A 12895-nucleotide genomic window follows, 5' to 3' on the forward strand; every position below is an offset into this window, starting at 1 on the left:
GTTCGGACGGGCCCTGGATCATCGGGCCCTGGAGGCGGCGCAGCGGGCGCGGGTCGGGCTGCTCATCGGGCGGCAGGGGATGCTCGTCCCCCCCCACCCTCTGGTCCCTCTCGGAGGACAAACCCCTGGGATAAATTGGCCGGATGTAAAGCACCCCTCGCAACGCGGCCGGGGTCCTTCGCGGATCTCCCGATGAAGCGGCCAGGAGCCGGAATCCGCCGTTCACGGGCTTTAAAAAATGGATCCGGACACCTGCGAACGGCGGGGGTCCTCTCAACTGACTGGGATAGTGGCCGAAATGAATTTCGACCTACAATCCGACGGCACAGAGGCCGGGTTCTTCACCCCTGCGGATCGGAGCGACACTTTCAGCGGAGCCGCGGGCGCTCCTCCCGATCCCCGTTCCGCTCCTGCACCAGGCGGAGGATCACCGGCTCAATCCCCAGGATGTTGGGGACGTGGAAGTCCACCCCATCCGTCGCGTCCCCATCCACCAGGATGGTGATCATCCCCAGCGCCCGCGCCGGCCGGAGGTTGCGGGGGGAGTCGTCCACGAAGACGCACTCGGGGCCCTGGGCCCGCAGATGTTGCAGGATCCGCCGATAGGCCTCCGGGTCAGGCTTGTTGCAGTAGTCCAGGCGGCGCACATCCAGAATGATCGGGAAATGATGGGCGACCCCCAGGCGTTCGAGCACCCGGCGGGCGTGCTCCTCGCTGGCGTTGGTGAAGATCACCTTGGTCAGCGGGATGCGCGCCAGCATGGCGTCCAGAGCCGGGTCGGGCTGGAGGTAATCCTCCAGCGGGACATCGTGCACATACGCCAGATAATCCTCAGGGTCGATGTGGTATTCCTCCATCAGCCCGCGCAGGGTGGTGCCGTATTGGGTGTAGTAACGTTGCCGCAAGGCCTCCGCCTGCTCCGGGGGAAAGCCCAGGCGCTCCACCATATAACGACCGATCCGCTCGCTGATGAGATCCATCAGCCCGGAGCGCCGGGGGTAGAGGGTATCGTCCAGATCCAGAATCAAATACCGCAACCGGAGGCCGCCCATCGCCCTTCCCTCTGCCCAGCTTCCCCCTTGAAGGGATGTTCAGTTTAATGCGGGAAGGACACGGCGGCAAAAACTTCACAACTTAGCGGCCACGGGGCGCATTTACCGGGACGGCTCCCGCGTCGCCCTCGGAGGCCGGGAAGAGCCGTCCGGGGAGGAGGTGGGGTTGACGACGACCCCAATCAGGTCATAGGTCATAGCCCCGGTGATGCGGACGGGGAGGAACTGCCCGACGGGCCACTCCCCCTCCACCAGCACCAGCCCGTCGATCTCCGGCGCGTCCCGATACGTTCGCCCCACGCTCAGGCCGTCCCCCACGCCTTCGATCAGCACCTCCAGGGTCTTCCCCACCAGCGCCTGGTTCTTGCGCAGGGAGATCGGCTGCTGGGCGGCCATCAGGCGCTCGTAACGCTCCTGTTTGACCTCCTCGGGCAGATGGCCCGGCTGGCGGGCGGAGGGGGTCTCCGGCTCGTAGGAGTAGGTGAAGCAGCCCACGCGATCGAACTCCAGATCCCGGATGAAGCGAAGCAGCGTCTCGAACTCCTCCTCCGTCTCGCCGGGATAGCCGACGATGAAGGTGGTGCGGATGGCGATATCCGGCATGGCGCGGCGGAGCTTCTCAACGGTGCGATACACCCACTCGATGTTCGCCGGGCGCCGCATCCGGCGCAGCACAGCGGGATGGCCATGCTGCAGGGGGATGTCCAGGTAGTGGGCCACCTGGGGGTAGCGAGCCATCACCTCGATCAGGCGATCAGAGACCGCGCCCGGGTAAGCATACATGATGCGGATCCACTTCGCCTCGGGGACGCGCTGCACCAGCCCTTCGATGAGCACAGGCAGCCCATCCCGCATGCCCAGATCGTGGCCGTAATCCGTGGTGTCCTGGGCGATGAGGATGAGCTCCCGCACCCCCTGGTCCACGAGCCGGCGGGCCTCCGCCCAGATGGCCTCCGGCGGCCGGCTGACCGCGGGGCCTTTGATTAGGGGAATGGCGCAGAACGCGCAGGGGCGGCGGCACCCGTCCGCGATCTTCAGGTAGGCGCTCACCCCCTGCACCGCGGCCCGCAGCACCCCACGCTCCTCCCGGCGGATGGGCCCTCCGTCCGGGATGTGGAAGAGGGGCTCCGGGATGGAGCGCCCGCGCAGGGCCTCGATGAACTCCAGGATGTCCATCCAGCGACGGGTGCCGATCACGCCGTCGATCCCGGGCACCTCCTCCACCAGGCGGGCTCCCCACCGCTGGGCCAGACATCCGGCGGCGATGAGCAGCTGCCCTTTCTTCTTCCGGGCCGCCAGCTCCCGCAACACCCGTAGGGATTCCTGGCGGGCCGCCTCGATGAAGCCGCAGGTGTTCACGATGAGGACATCGGCCCGGCCGGGGCGCTCGGTCGCCTCATAGCCGGCCCCCTCCAGGAGCTGGGCCATGCTGGCCGAATCGACGGCGTTCTTGGCGCAGCCCAGGGTGATCAGATGATAACGCTTCCCAGCGCGATGGGTCATCCCCCTCCCCCTGCTACGGCGAGCGGGACCAAGTTTTGCGGACGATCTCCCCGCGTCCGCCTAAGGGAGCCTCCGGCCGGCCGTTCAGGCGCACCTGAAGGGCGGCGGCGTTTCCGGTCTCTAAGCCGATGGTGGAGCGGGCCTCCCAGGTCCGGGTCTCTCCGGGCCGCAACAAGCCCTGATAGACCACCTGCCCGTCGGCGAGGATCCGGACCCAAACGTGCTCGGCGGCGGTCACCTCCAGCTGGAGAAGGGGCACGCCGGCTGCCGGCAGCGGAGTGCCGGTTGGGCGCGCCACGGCGCCCGGGGCGATGCCGGTCGGTGAGGGCGAGAGGGCGCTGGGGCGAGGCAGCCAGCGGGTTCGAACGACCCCGAAGAGCCCGGCGAGGACCAGGAGCGCGATCCCCAGGGCGGCCAGGCGACGCCAGGGGACCGCCGGGCGGGCGGGGATCGGGGCGAGCTCGAACATCGAGGGCATCGCAGACGGCCGAGCCGGCGGGAGGGCCACCGGGGCGCCGTCCCATTCCGCGAGGAGGGCCTCCGCATCCAGCCCCAGCCAGCGGGCGTAGCGGCGCAGGAACCCGCGGGCGTGGGCCGGGCTGGGCAGGAGGGAGAAGGCCTCGCGCTCCAGGGCCTCCAGATAGGCCCGCTTGATGCGGGTTTGCGCCGCGGCCTCCTCCAGAGAAAACCCCCGAGCCTCCCGGGCGGCGCGCAAGCGATCCCCGATGCCCACCTTATCCCTCCCGTTCCACCACCACCTGCACCTGTGCCGTGATCTCGGGCCCCAGTCGCACCATCACCGGATAGGTACCCAGGGTGCGGATGGGCTGGTCTAGCTCGATCCGCCGGCGATCGATCTCCACGCCCAGCTGCTGGGCGATGGCCTCCGCGATCTGCTGCGAGGTGACGGAGCCGTAGAGCCGATCCCCCTGGCCGGCGCGGGCCCGGATCGTAACCGTCGCCCCCTGGAGACGGGCAGCCGCCTCCCGAGCGGAAGTCAGCTGGCGGACCCGCCGCTGCTCCAGCGCCTGGCGGGTTTCGGCGGCATGGCGGATCCGCCCTTCGGTGGCCGGGACGGCCAGGCCCTTCGGGATGAGATAGTTGCGCGCGTAGCCGTCCGCCACCTCCTTCACCTCGCCGGACCGCCCCAGGTGCGGCACATCCCGCAGCAGGACCACTTTCATCCCCGGATCCTCCTGACAGAGATCCACTCACGGGCCTCCCGGGCGCGCCGCTCAGGGGCCCGCTTCCGAGAAGGGTATCTTAGCAAGAAAGCGATGGCCGGACAACCGGCCTTCGGCGCCGAAGGTTCGCCCCGCAGCCTGGATCCGCATCTTCCCCTCCGGCTGGCGGAGATCTGGAGATCGAAGGCGCTCCACGAATCATCCGTGTGGCGCCGAATTCGCGCCGCAGGGCTTCGTCAGGGCGGCCGGCCCCCTTGACAAAACACGGGAAACCCTTTATGCTGGGATTAGAACATTTGTTCTAATCGGAAGCAGCGATGGCCCTTCGGGATCGGCTGCTCACGTTCCTGGAGGCGTACTGGGAGACCCACGGTTACGGCCCCACCCTGGAGGAGATCCGGCGCCACGTAGGGCTCTCCTCCCGCTCCCATGCCCTCTATCACCTGCGGGCCCTGGCCCAGGAAGGCCGGGTCCAGCAGGAGCCCGGCAAGCATCGCACGTGGCGCCCGACCGCTCGTCCCGCCTCCCGGATCTCTATCCCCCTGAAAGGCGTGGTCCCTGCCTCCCATCCGGATCAGGTGGATGAGGTGGTGCCACAGGAGCTCGGGGATCTATGGCTCCCCACCGCATGGGTCCCTCCGCGCTGTCGGTTCGCCCTCTGGGTGCGGGGGGATTCCATGATCGGCCTCGGGATCCGTCCCTTCGACATCGTCCTGGTCGAGCCGGTCTTCCCGGAGGAAGTCCGCTCCGGGGATCTGGTGGTGGCACGGGTGAAGGGCCGCAACCAGATGACCCTGAAGCAGCTGGTTCAGGATCCGGAGACCCGGACATGGTGGCTGCGGCCCGCCCATCCAGAGCTGGCGCCCGTGCGGATGGACTGGCAGACGTGGACCCTGGAGGGCCGCGTGGCGTTCCGGTTCGGGCCGGTGCGGGATCTGGGGAGCATCACGGCGGCCTGACCGGAACGGAGCGGCGCCGCGCCCCCTTCCTCGCAGGCGGAGAGGAGGCATCGGGATGAAGCGGCGGTGGCTGGAGGCCCAGGCGGATCTGGTGGAGCAGGTGCTCTGGCAGCATCGATCGCCCGGGCGGGTGACGGGCGGCCGGCTCACGCCGACCGCCATCTTTTTTCAGATCGTCCCCGCCCCCGGCGTCCGCTGGTCGCGCCTGAAGGGGCTGGCGGAGGAGCTGGCTTTGGCCCTGGGGGTGCCCAGCGTGCGGATCCAGCGGGAGGGGCCGGTGGTGCAGCTGGAGATCCCCCGGCCCGATCCCCAGACGGTGCGCTTCCTCCCGCTGATGGAACAGGTCCGCCGGACGCTGCCCCGCTATCCGCTCTACACCGCCCTCCTCGGGCTGGCCACAGACGGCGCACCGCTGCTGATCCGCCTGACCAGCCCGCAGGTCGCCCACATCCTGATCGCCGGGACCACGGGGTCGGGCAAGACGTCGCTGGCCCGGACGATGCTGGCCAGCCTGGTCTTGACCCACCGGCCCGCTCAGCTGGCCCTGGTGCTCCTGGATCCCAAGGGGACGGCCTTTGCGGCCTTCCGGGAGCTCCCCCACGTGCAGGCCTTCGTCCCGGGGGATCCCTCGGAGGCGGCTGCCTGCTTAGAGGAGGCGGTCCGGTGGATGGAGCGTCGCGCGCAGGAGGGGATCTCGACCCCCCGCGTGCTGATCGTCATCGATGAGCTGGGGGATCTGGTGCAACAGGGAGGACGGGAGGTGAGCGGGCTGCTGGCCCGGCTGGCCCAGCGGGGCCGGGAGGCGGGGATTCATCTCCTGGCCTGCACTCAGAAGCCGTCGGCGGCGCTGCTGGGCGGGCAGCTGACCGCCAACTTCCCCGCCCGCCTGGTGGGGCGGGTGGTCTCGGCGGAGGACGCACGGGTAGCGGCGGGGATCGGCGGGACCGGTGCGGAGCGCCTGCAGGGGAAGGGGGATTTCCTGGCGGTGGTGGGCGGAACGGTCACCCGTTTCCAGGCGGCGTATCTGGCGCCCGAGGAGCTCCGCGCCATGCTCCGGCAGAGAACGGCGAATGAGAGGGGATGAACAACGCTCGCATGCGGCTTGCGGTTCGCGATCTCGAACAGGAGGTCACAGATGCGGACGGCGTGGCTGGGATTGTTCGGGATGCTCTTCGCGGTCGCCTTCGGGATCACGGGGGCGATCTGGGTGGGGCTTCATCTCGGCGGGTGGGGGCTGGCGGTGGTCACCGGGCTCGCCCTGGGGATCCCGGTGGCCGCTCTGCTGCTCTCCGCACGGCCCCGGCCGGCCGTTTGGGTCGGAGAAGCGGTGACGACACCATGGGCAGGGCACGACCCCGCGCCGGGGATCGCAAACGGAGCGCCCTGGGCCATCCCGGCGAACGGCTGGGGGATGGCCTCTCCGGGCCGGGCGCCCCTCGGGCTTCCCTTCCCAACGATCCCCTGGATCTCGTGGATCGCCTGGATGCCTGGGCCGCCGGCGACGGAGCCCCACCGTGCGGGATGGCCCCTTCTGCCCCCTCCGACGCCCCGCACCTTCACGGTGATCGGAGAGGATGGGGAGGAGTGAAGCCGCTGGGGAGGCCCTTCCGGTAGCCTCCCCAGCGCTTCCGCTTTTTGCAAGCGATGCGATTGCGCTGAGCCCCGGGAACGCGGGAGGGGAAGCGTCCAAATGCCTTCGCCGCTCATCCGCCGGTCTTTCCGTTCGGACCGCCCCATGCACCGGCATTGACACGGACGGATTTTCAGATATGCTGCGATGCAGGAATCCCATCAGCGGAGGGATGGACGATGAGGAGCTATCCGGTACGGGTGACCAGGCGGGGCGTCATCACCCTGCCCGCACCGGTGCGCCGCAGCCTGGCGATCCGGGAGGGCAGCATCCTGACCCTCCTGGACCTGGATGGCGCACTGGTCCTGGTCCCCCGGATTCTGGAGACAGACCGCCTGGCGGACCGGCTGGCCGCGCAGTGGCGCGCCCAGAGCATCGACCTGGAGACTTATGTTGAACAGCCTGCGCGAGATCCGGAGTGAATCCGCCGTTCGCTAAAGTCTTCCTGGATACCAGCGTGATTTTCGCCGCCGTCCTCTCACCCCAGGGAGGCGCGCGGATGGTCCTGCGCCTGGGCGAAATCGGTTACCTGCGCCTGATGGTAGGCCCCCAGGTCTTGCGGGAATGCGAGGAGGTCGTGCGCCGCAAAGCTCCCGGTTCTCTCTCTGACCTGGCCCTCCTGCTAAACGCAGCCCACGTGGAGATGACCCCCGAGGCCAGCCCGAAAGCCCTGGAGCAGGCCCTTCAGTGGATCTCTTATCCACCTGACGCGCGGATCCTGGCCGAGGCGTTGGAGGCCAGGGCAGACGGGCTGGTGACTCACGATGCCCGCCACCTCCTGACCCTCCCGCCCGATGCCCTTCCGCTGCGCATGGGCACTCCCAGCGACCTGCTGGGATGGCTTCGTCAATCTCTCACCCAGCAAGCTAGATAAGCTTCGGTTCGAGGAAGTCGAGAGATGCGGGATCCCCCACTACCGATGCTGCCCCGCCGAACTCCGGGAGCAGTAGCGGCAGCAGCGATCATTCCAGCCGGCAGGGCAGCTTCCCCAAGGATGATTTCCCAATGAAACCGCGGCAGCTCCTTTCACCTCACGCCGAGCCCCGGGAACGCGGGAGGGGGAGCGCCCAGGTGCCTTCGCCGCTCACCCGCAGGTCCTTGCGCTGGAACTGCCACCCTGCCAGGATCAGGAAGACCAGCGAAGCGATCAGCAGCCCCAGAAGCCAGTCGACCCGCAGAGACCGAACGGCCTCCCCTCCCTGATAGTAAGTGAAGGGCGAAAGACGGGCCAGAGGCTCCAACCGCTCGTCCAGCTGGGCGAAGCCCGTGAGGAAGAACCCTGCGACGAGGAACGTGCCCACCACCGCCGCCGCCATCCGCCGAGAGGGCAGCGCCAGGCTGAGCCACAGGGATAAGCTCCCGAACAGCCACAGCAGCGCGAACATCGAGAGGAAAGGCGTTAGCATCTCCCAGGGCCCCAGACCCAGATGCCGGGAGAGCGGCCGCGCGAGGATCAGGCCCAGATACGAAAGCCCCAGGATCCCCACGGTGGCCACCAGGAAGGCCAGGACGCGGGCGGCAAAGAAGGACCACCGGCCCACCGGCTGCCCGAGGAACAGATCCAGTTGCCCGCCCTCCTCCAGGCCGGCGATCAGGGCGCTCCCGGCGAGGATGGCGAAAAACCCCAGGAAGAGCGGCACCCAGGAGAAGAACTCCGCGTGCAGATACGTCGGCGGATCCGCGATGTCCTGGACCTCCCCGAAGAAGACCAGCAGCTCCCGAGGATAAGCACGCAACAGCTCCTCCCACTGAGCCCGCTGCTCGAAGATGGTGTCGTAAAACGGGATCAGATAGGCGCCCAGCAGCCCCAGCCCCAGCCCCCAGCCGATCACCGCCCAGCGGAACCCGGACAGCGTGTAACGAAAGACCGCTTTCATGGATCGGCCTCCGAAGACACAGGGGACGGCTCATAATACGCGAGGAAGACCTCCTCCAGGCTCGGGCGCTCGGTCTCCAGATCCCGGACCGGGAAGGCCGCCAGGGCCTTGATCAGGGGGTCCATCCGCCCCTCCACCTGCAGCAGGAGCTCCTCCCCGTCCTCGCGGCGGAGGAGCCGCACCCCGGGCAGAGCCGTCAGCGGCCGGAGATCCACCGGCCCCTCGAACCGGACGCGCACCCGACGCACGGCGCGGCGGATCAGATCCTCCGTCCCGGCCACCTCCACCACCACGCCCTGCCGGATGATCCCCACCCGATCGGCCACCTGCTCCACCTCGCCCATGATGTGGGAGGCGAAGAACACCGTGGCCCCCGCGTCCCGGGCCTCCCGCATCAGCCGCAGCACCTCCCGCTGCATCAGGGGATCCAGCCCCAGGGTGGGCTCGTCCAGGATCAGCAGCTCCGGCCGGTGCATCAGGGCCTGGATCACCCCCACCTTCTGCTTGTTGCCCTTGGACAGGTTGCGGATGCGGGGGCGCAGGTCCAGATCCAGCCGCTCCGCCAGCGCCCGGACCCAAGCCCAGTCCACCGCCTTCCCGCGCATGGCGGCGAAAAGGCGGAGGGCGCCCTCCACGGTCAGGTTCTCATCGAAGTGCAGCTCTCCTGGGAGATACCCCACCCGCTGCCGCACCGCCACCGGGTCGCGCTGCGGGTCGATCCCCAGCACCCGGAGGAAGCCGTGATCGGGACGGATAAGGTCGAGCATGCAGCGGATGGTGGTGGTCTTGCCGGCGCCGTTGGGGCCGAGGAAGGCGAAGATCTCCCCCCGGCGCACCTCCAGGTTCACCCCGCGCAGCGCCCGCACCCGACCGTAGGATTTCACCAGATCGCGGATCTCGATGGCGAGGGCTTCACTCATTCTTCACACTCCTTTGCGGAGGGTTCGATCCTCCGCCGCTGCAACCGTCCCGCCCGGGCCTTCTCGCAGAGCCGGACCTTGAAATCCGCCCAAGCACTCACCCTCTGGACCCGCGGACGGCCGGGCGGGGTCGGCCGGCAGGGCGGCGCGCAGAACCTCCCCTCGCTGTCGCTACGGGTCGGGTCCCTCCTCATGATAGGCTTCCGGAAGATTCGAGGAAAACCCAACGCCCCTGCGCGAACTCCCTTACCGCCACATCCCCCAGGAAAACGGAGGGGGAGGGCTATTGCCGGCCTCCCCCTCCGGAGCACTCCGGGAAAACCGACCGCTCTTCGGAGCGGCTTACTGCACCGTCACGCACGAAAAATTATTATTCGGGTTCCCGTCCGCGTTCTGCGGCACCAATCCACGCGCGCAATTGGTGGCCGGCTTCTGGTTCACGGTCGCCGTGAACTGGATCTGGACGATATATCCCGGCGGCAGCGGGTTGACGGCGGTGCATGAAGTGCCGCTGCAGGACCAATCGGCCGCCGCCGTGGCCGGGGTGAAGACCAGGGGTCCGCTGAAGCTCATGGAGCCGGAAGGGTTGGCGGTGTCGGAGATCTGGGTGCCGACGGGGCAAGGTCCCGATCCGGCGTTGCTGACCGTCACGATAACCGTGAAGACCGCTGGGTTGCTCGTCGGCTGCATGGACTTATCGACGACGAGGTCGCACATCCCGGCCGGCGTCGAGGTGGCCGTCGGGGAAGGCATGGGCGTCGGCGAGGGGGTCGGGGTTCGGGTGGCCGTGGCCGTCGGGGTGCGCGTGGGAGTCTTCGTCGCGGTGGGAGACGGCATCGGCGTCGGGGTCTTGGTAGCCGTCGGCGTCGGCGTCCTCGTTGCCGTCGGCGAGGGAGTCGGAGTGGGCGTCTTGCACTTGCCCGCCGAGCCCGCGTTGTAGAGGGCTTGAATCTCGGCTTGCGTGAGCGCCCGATTGAAGATCTCCACCTCGTCGATCACGCCGTTAAACGTGCGCGGATAGCCGACGGCACGAATCGGAGCCGCCGTCGATCCGATGGTCCATGGAATCAAAGGGCTGTAAACGATGGTCTTGACCAGCGCCATTTGCGCTTCAAGCGCACCGTTGACATAGAGCTTGAAGACACTGCCGTCGTAGCTCGCCGCGACGTGGTACCACTGCCCTGCCGGGAAAGTTGCGGTTGAAACGATCCGCTCCGTGTTAATGTTGCCGAACCCAAAGATGAACTTCTGCTGTTGCGCGCTCCACCAAAGGGAGATCGGGACATTCGTGGATCCGGTCGGCGGCGGCAATCCCTTCTGCACGATGACGCTGCCCCAGAAGTCGTTGTTCGGCCCGGGGCCTTGCGGCTTAACCCATGCATCGATGGTGAACTGTTGATTGGCAAGAGCCGCCGAGTGCGGGATGTCGATGTAGCCGCCCGTGCCGAACGTCACGCCTGTACCGACCATGCCCGGAACGAAGGTGATCGTGTTGGTCGCCGACGGATTGTTGGAGGCCCAGAGATCGAGGGGATTTCCATCCATCGGCCACCAGGCCACCAAGCCCGGAGGAGGCGGGACGCACGGCGGCGTCGGCGTGGGAGATGGGGTGGCCGTGGACTGGCCGTCGATTGGCGGGGTGGGGTTGTCGACCGCCACCGCCGTCGCCGGGATGGTCGGCTTGGGAGTGGGAGTAGCGACCGGCACAAGCGTGAGCCCGGGGGGCGTCAACGGCGGAGCCTTGCACGCGCCGAGGACTCCCAGAAACACCAGCCAAACTCCGAAACGAAGCGCACGCGCGATAGACATCGGGCCCCTCCTTTCAGGATTCTCGGGCTTATCTCCTCATCCGCGCCAAACGACCGCCGCCCTCGAACCTCACGGCAGCGTCTGGCAAAACGTGTCGTTCGCCGGGTTCCCATCCGCGCTGTTCGAGACGACCACGCACAGCTGCGCCGACCCGGAGGAGAGGGTCGCCCCCGTCTGGAAACCGGCCGCATAAAAGCCCGGCGGGCTGGCCGGGATGTCGGCGGCCGCCACACAGGTCGTCCCGCTGCAGCTCCAGCCGGCGCTGCCGTTGTATTCGTAGGCCGGAGAGGCGCCCGTGAACGACATGGCGCCGCTCGGCACGCTCAGGCTGAGCGTGGTCGGGGCCGGGCAGTCCGTCCCCCCCACGCTCTGGACCCCAAAGGTCACCGCGTATATCCCCAGCGTGGGCCCCTCCACAAGGCCGAAGCCGGCGGCAAGGTCGCACCCAGGGATCGTCGGCAGGGGCGGCGCCTCACCCCCCGACGACCCCGAGGGAGCGGACATCGGGGCCGGCGGCGTGGGGGTTTTCGTCGCGGTCGGCAGGGGAGTCGGGGTGGACGTGGCCGTTGGGGACAGCGTCGGCGTCATCGTCGCCGTCGGCGACGGGGTCGAGGTGGGCGCGGCCGTCGGAGACGGCGTCGGCGCCGTCCCGGGGGTCAGGGGCGACGCCTGACACGCCGCCAGAGCCCCGAGGATCAGGGCCCACCCTCCGATCTGAAAACGTGACATCCGGCACCTCCTGAACAAGATGCTTCACTCCGGTTCACGGCGTGACCGGGATGCAGACCTGATCGTTGGCCGGGTTGCTGTCCCCAGGCAGGCTGGCGCAGTTCTGGAAGGTCTGGCTGTATCCGCCAGGGCCGAAGTAGACGTTGAAGGTGAAGGTGTAAACCCCGCCGGGGCTCAGGGTGACCGAGGGCGCAGAGCAGGTCAACACGCTGTCAGCGCTGCTGATACTGCTGCAGAACTGACCACCGGCGTAGCCCCCGGAGGCAAGGAGCGTGGACCAGGGCGGGTTGGGCTGGTCGGTGACGGTGAGGGGACCGCTATAGGTGCCCGGGCCTTGGTTGGTGACGACCAGCGTGAACGTGCAGTAGTAGCCGGGGCTGGAGCACACGTACGTCTTGCCAATGGCCATGTCAAGGGAGCCGCTGACCATGGGCGTCGGGGAGGGCGTGGGGGTCGGCGTGGCGGTCGGAGGGGATGTCGGCATCACCGTAAAGGGAATGCAAGCCTGGTTGTTGGCAGGATTGAGATCCTGCAGCTGTAGGCTCACGCAGTTCTGGAACGTTCCCGCCGCCCCAACCTGCACCATTAAGGTCAGATGGTAGGCCCCTCCGGGCGGTAGGTTGACCGGGTAATGGGGGCCGCAGTTCACGGCCGACCCGCTCGTATAGCAGAGGGTGCCGCCGCCGCCCCCGAAGGCCGTAAGCGTGAAGGGGACCGTCGGGCTGATGGTATCCTGGGTGGGCACACCGCCCGTGTACGGGCCGGGGCCATTGTTAATCACCGTGATGCTGAAGGTGCAGGCGCCGCTGGCCTGATTGCACTGGGCCGTCTTCTGAACGGCCAGATCAAAGGTGCTGCTGGCGGTAGCCGTTGGGGAGGGAGTCGGGGTCTTGGTAGCCGTCGGCGTCGGCGTGGACGTGGGGGTATTGGTGGCTGTCGGCACCTCGCCGTCCATCGGCGGGGTTGCGTAGGGGTCGAGCAACACCGCCGTCGCCGGGATGGTCGGCTTGGGAGTGGGAGTAGCGACCGGCACAAGCGTGAGCCCGGGGGGCGTCAACGGCGGAGCCTTGCACGCGCCCAGGACCCCCAGAAACACCAGCCACAGCCCGAAGCGAAGCGCACGAAAAATGGACATCGGACCCCTCCTTTCAGCTGGACTTTGGACAAAAATCCTCCTCACCCGGTGATCCGCCGGGCCCGGAGCGTCGGGCGTGTCCCCTCCCGCCGCCCCA

At 68.2% G+C, this 12895-nt stretch carries 14 protein-coding genes; 5 read left to right on the forward strand and 9 right to left on the reverse strand.

Annotated elements, in window-relative coordinates; translation table 11 throughout:
* Positions 1-368: 368 nt before the first annotated feature.
* From CFB18_RS02705 to rplI, 4 genes are all read right to left on the reverse strand, one after another.
* Positions 369-1052 (reverse strand): pyrimidine 5'-nucleotidase, encoded by a 684-nt coding sequence (locus tag CFB18_RS02705; RefSeq protein ID WP_088570278.1) that lies wholly within the window; start codon positions 1050-1052, stop codon positions 369-371.
* A gap of 102 nt (positions 1053-1154) precedes the next feature.
* Positions 1155-2555: a 30S ribosomal protein S12 methylthiotransferase RimO gene (gene rimO, locus CFB18_RS02710; RefSeq protein ID WP_088570279.1), complete on the reverse strand. Its 1401-nt coding sequence runs from the start codon at positions 2553-2555 to the stop codon at positions 1155-1157.
* Positions 2556-2568: 13 nt separating this feature from the next.
* Complete coding sequence (locus CFB18_RS02715) at positions 2569-3288, reverse strand: helix-turn-helix domain-containing protein (RefSeq protein WP_088570280.1); 720 nt, start codon at positions 3286-3288, stop codon at positions 2569-2571.
* A 1-nt stretch (position 3289) separates the two neighbouring features.
* Positions 3290-3739 carry a 50S ribosomal protein L9 gene (rplI, locus tag CFB18_RS02720; protein WP_088570327.1) on the reverse strand — a complete coding sequence of 150 codons (450 nt, stop codon included), beginning with the start codon at positions 3737-3739 and terminating at the stop codon, positions 3290-3292.
* A gap of 317 nt (positions 3740-4056) precedes the next feature.
* Between rplI and CFB18_RS02725 the strand changes: the two genes are divergently transcribed.
* The 5 genes from CFB18_RS02725 (at position 4057) to CFB18_RS02745 (ending at position 7202) form a co-directional block, all read left to right on the forward strand.
* The gene (locus CFB18_RS02725) at positions 4057-4698 is read left to right on the forward strand and encodes a LexA family protein (protein ID WP_088570281.1); all 642 of its coding nucleotides are present in this window, start codon (positions 4057-4059) and stop codon (positions 4696-4698) included.
* Between the two features lie 55 nt (positions 4699-4753).
* Positions 4754-5782, forward strand: coding sequence for a DNA translocase FtsK (locus CFB18_RS02730; RefSeq protein WP_088570282.1), 1029 nt, complete (start codon positions 4754-4756; stop codon positions 5780-5782).
* 51 nt (positions 5783-5833) lie between these two features.
* The gene (locus CFB18_RS02735; RefSeq protein ID WP_088570283.1) at positions 5834-6286 is read left to right on the forward strand and encodes a hypothetical protein; all 453 of its coding nucleotides are present in this window, start codon (positions 5834-5836) and stop codon (positions 6284-6286) included.
* Positions 6287-6507: 221 nt separating this feature from the next.
* Positions 6508-6750 (forward strand): AbrB/MazE/SpoVT family DNA-binding domain-containing protein, encoded by a 243-nt coding sequence (locus CFB18_RS02740; RefSeq protein WP_088570284.1) that lies wholly within the window; start codon positions 6508-6510, stop codon positions 6748-6750.
* Positions 6747-7202 carry a PIN domain-containing protein gene (locus tag CFB18_RS02745; RefSeq protein WP_088570285.1) on the forward strand — a complete coding sequence of 152 codons (456 nt, stop codon included), beginning with the start codon at positions 6747-6749 and terminating at the stop codon, positions 7200-7202. The genes CFB18_RS02740 and CFB18_RS02745 overlap by 4 nt, the downstream gene beginning before the upstream one ends.
* Before the next feature lie 157 nt (positions 7203-7359).
* Here the strand turns inward: CFB18_RS02745 and CFB18_RS02750 are convergent, their stop codons facing one another.
* From CFB18_RS02750 to CFB18_RS15185, 5 genes are all read right to left on the reverse strand, one after another.
* On the reverse strand, positions 7360-8205 hold the full coding sequence (locus CFB18_RS02750) for an ABC transporter permease subunit (protein ID WP_088570286.1): 846 nt from the start codon (positions 8203-8205) through the stop codon (positions 7360-7362).
* On the reverse strand, positions 8202-9125 hold the full coding sequence (locus CFB18_RS16170; protein WP_088570287.1) for an ABC transporter ATP-binding protein: 924 nt from the start codon (positions 9123-9125) through the stop codon (positions 8202-8204). Before CFB18_RS16170 ends, CFB18_RS02750 begins: the two co-directional genes overlap by 4 nt.
* Before the next feature lie 342 nt (positions 9126-9467).
* A complete protein-coding gene (locus tag CFB18_RS02760) occupies positions 9468-10934 on the reverse strand; it encodes a LamG domain-containing protein (RefSeq protein WP_088570288.1) in 1467 nt (488 codons plus the stop codon).
* A 69-nt stretch (positions 10935-11003) separates the two neighbouring features.
* Entirely contained in the window at positions 11004-11663 is a 660-nt protein-coding gene (locus CFB18_RS15530) for a hypothetical protein (RefSeq protein WP_088570289.1), read from the reverse strand.
* Between the two features lie 34 nt (positions 11664-11697).
* Positions 11698-12507: a DUF11 domain-containing protein gene (locus CFB18_RS15185; RefSeq protein ID WP_234977002.1), complete on the reverse strand. Its 810-nt coding sequence runs from the start codon at positions 12505-12507 to the stop codon at positions 11698-11700.
* Between the last annotated feature and the right edge of the window lie 388 nt (positions 12508-12895).

Origin of the sequence: Thermoflexus hugenholtzii JAD2 (assembly GCF_900187885.1) — a bacterium.
GTDB classification, from domain to species: domain Bacteria; phylum Chloroflexota; class Anaerolineae; order Thermoflexales; family Thermoflexaceae; genus Thermoflexus; species Thermoflexus hugenholtzii.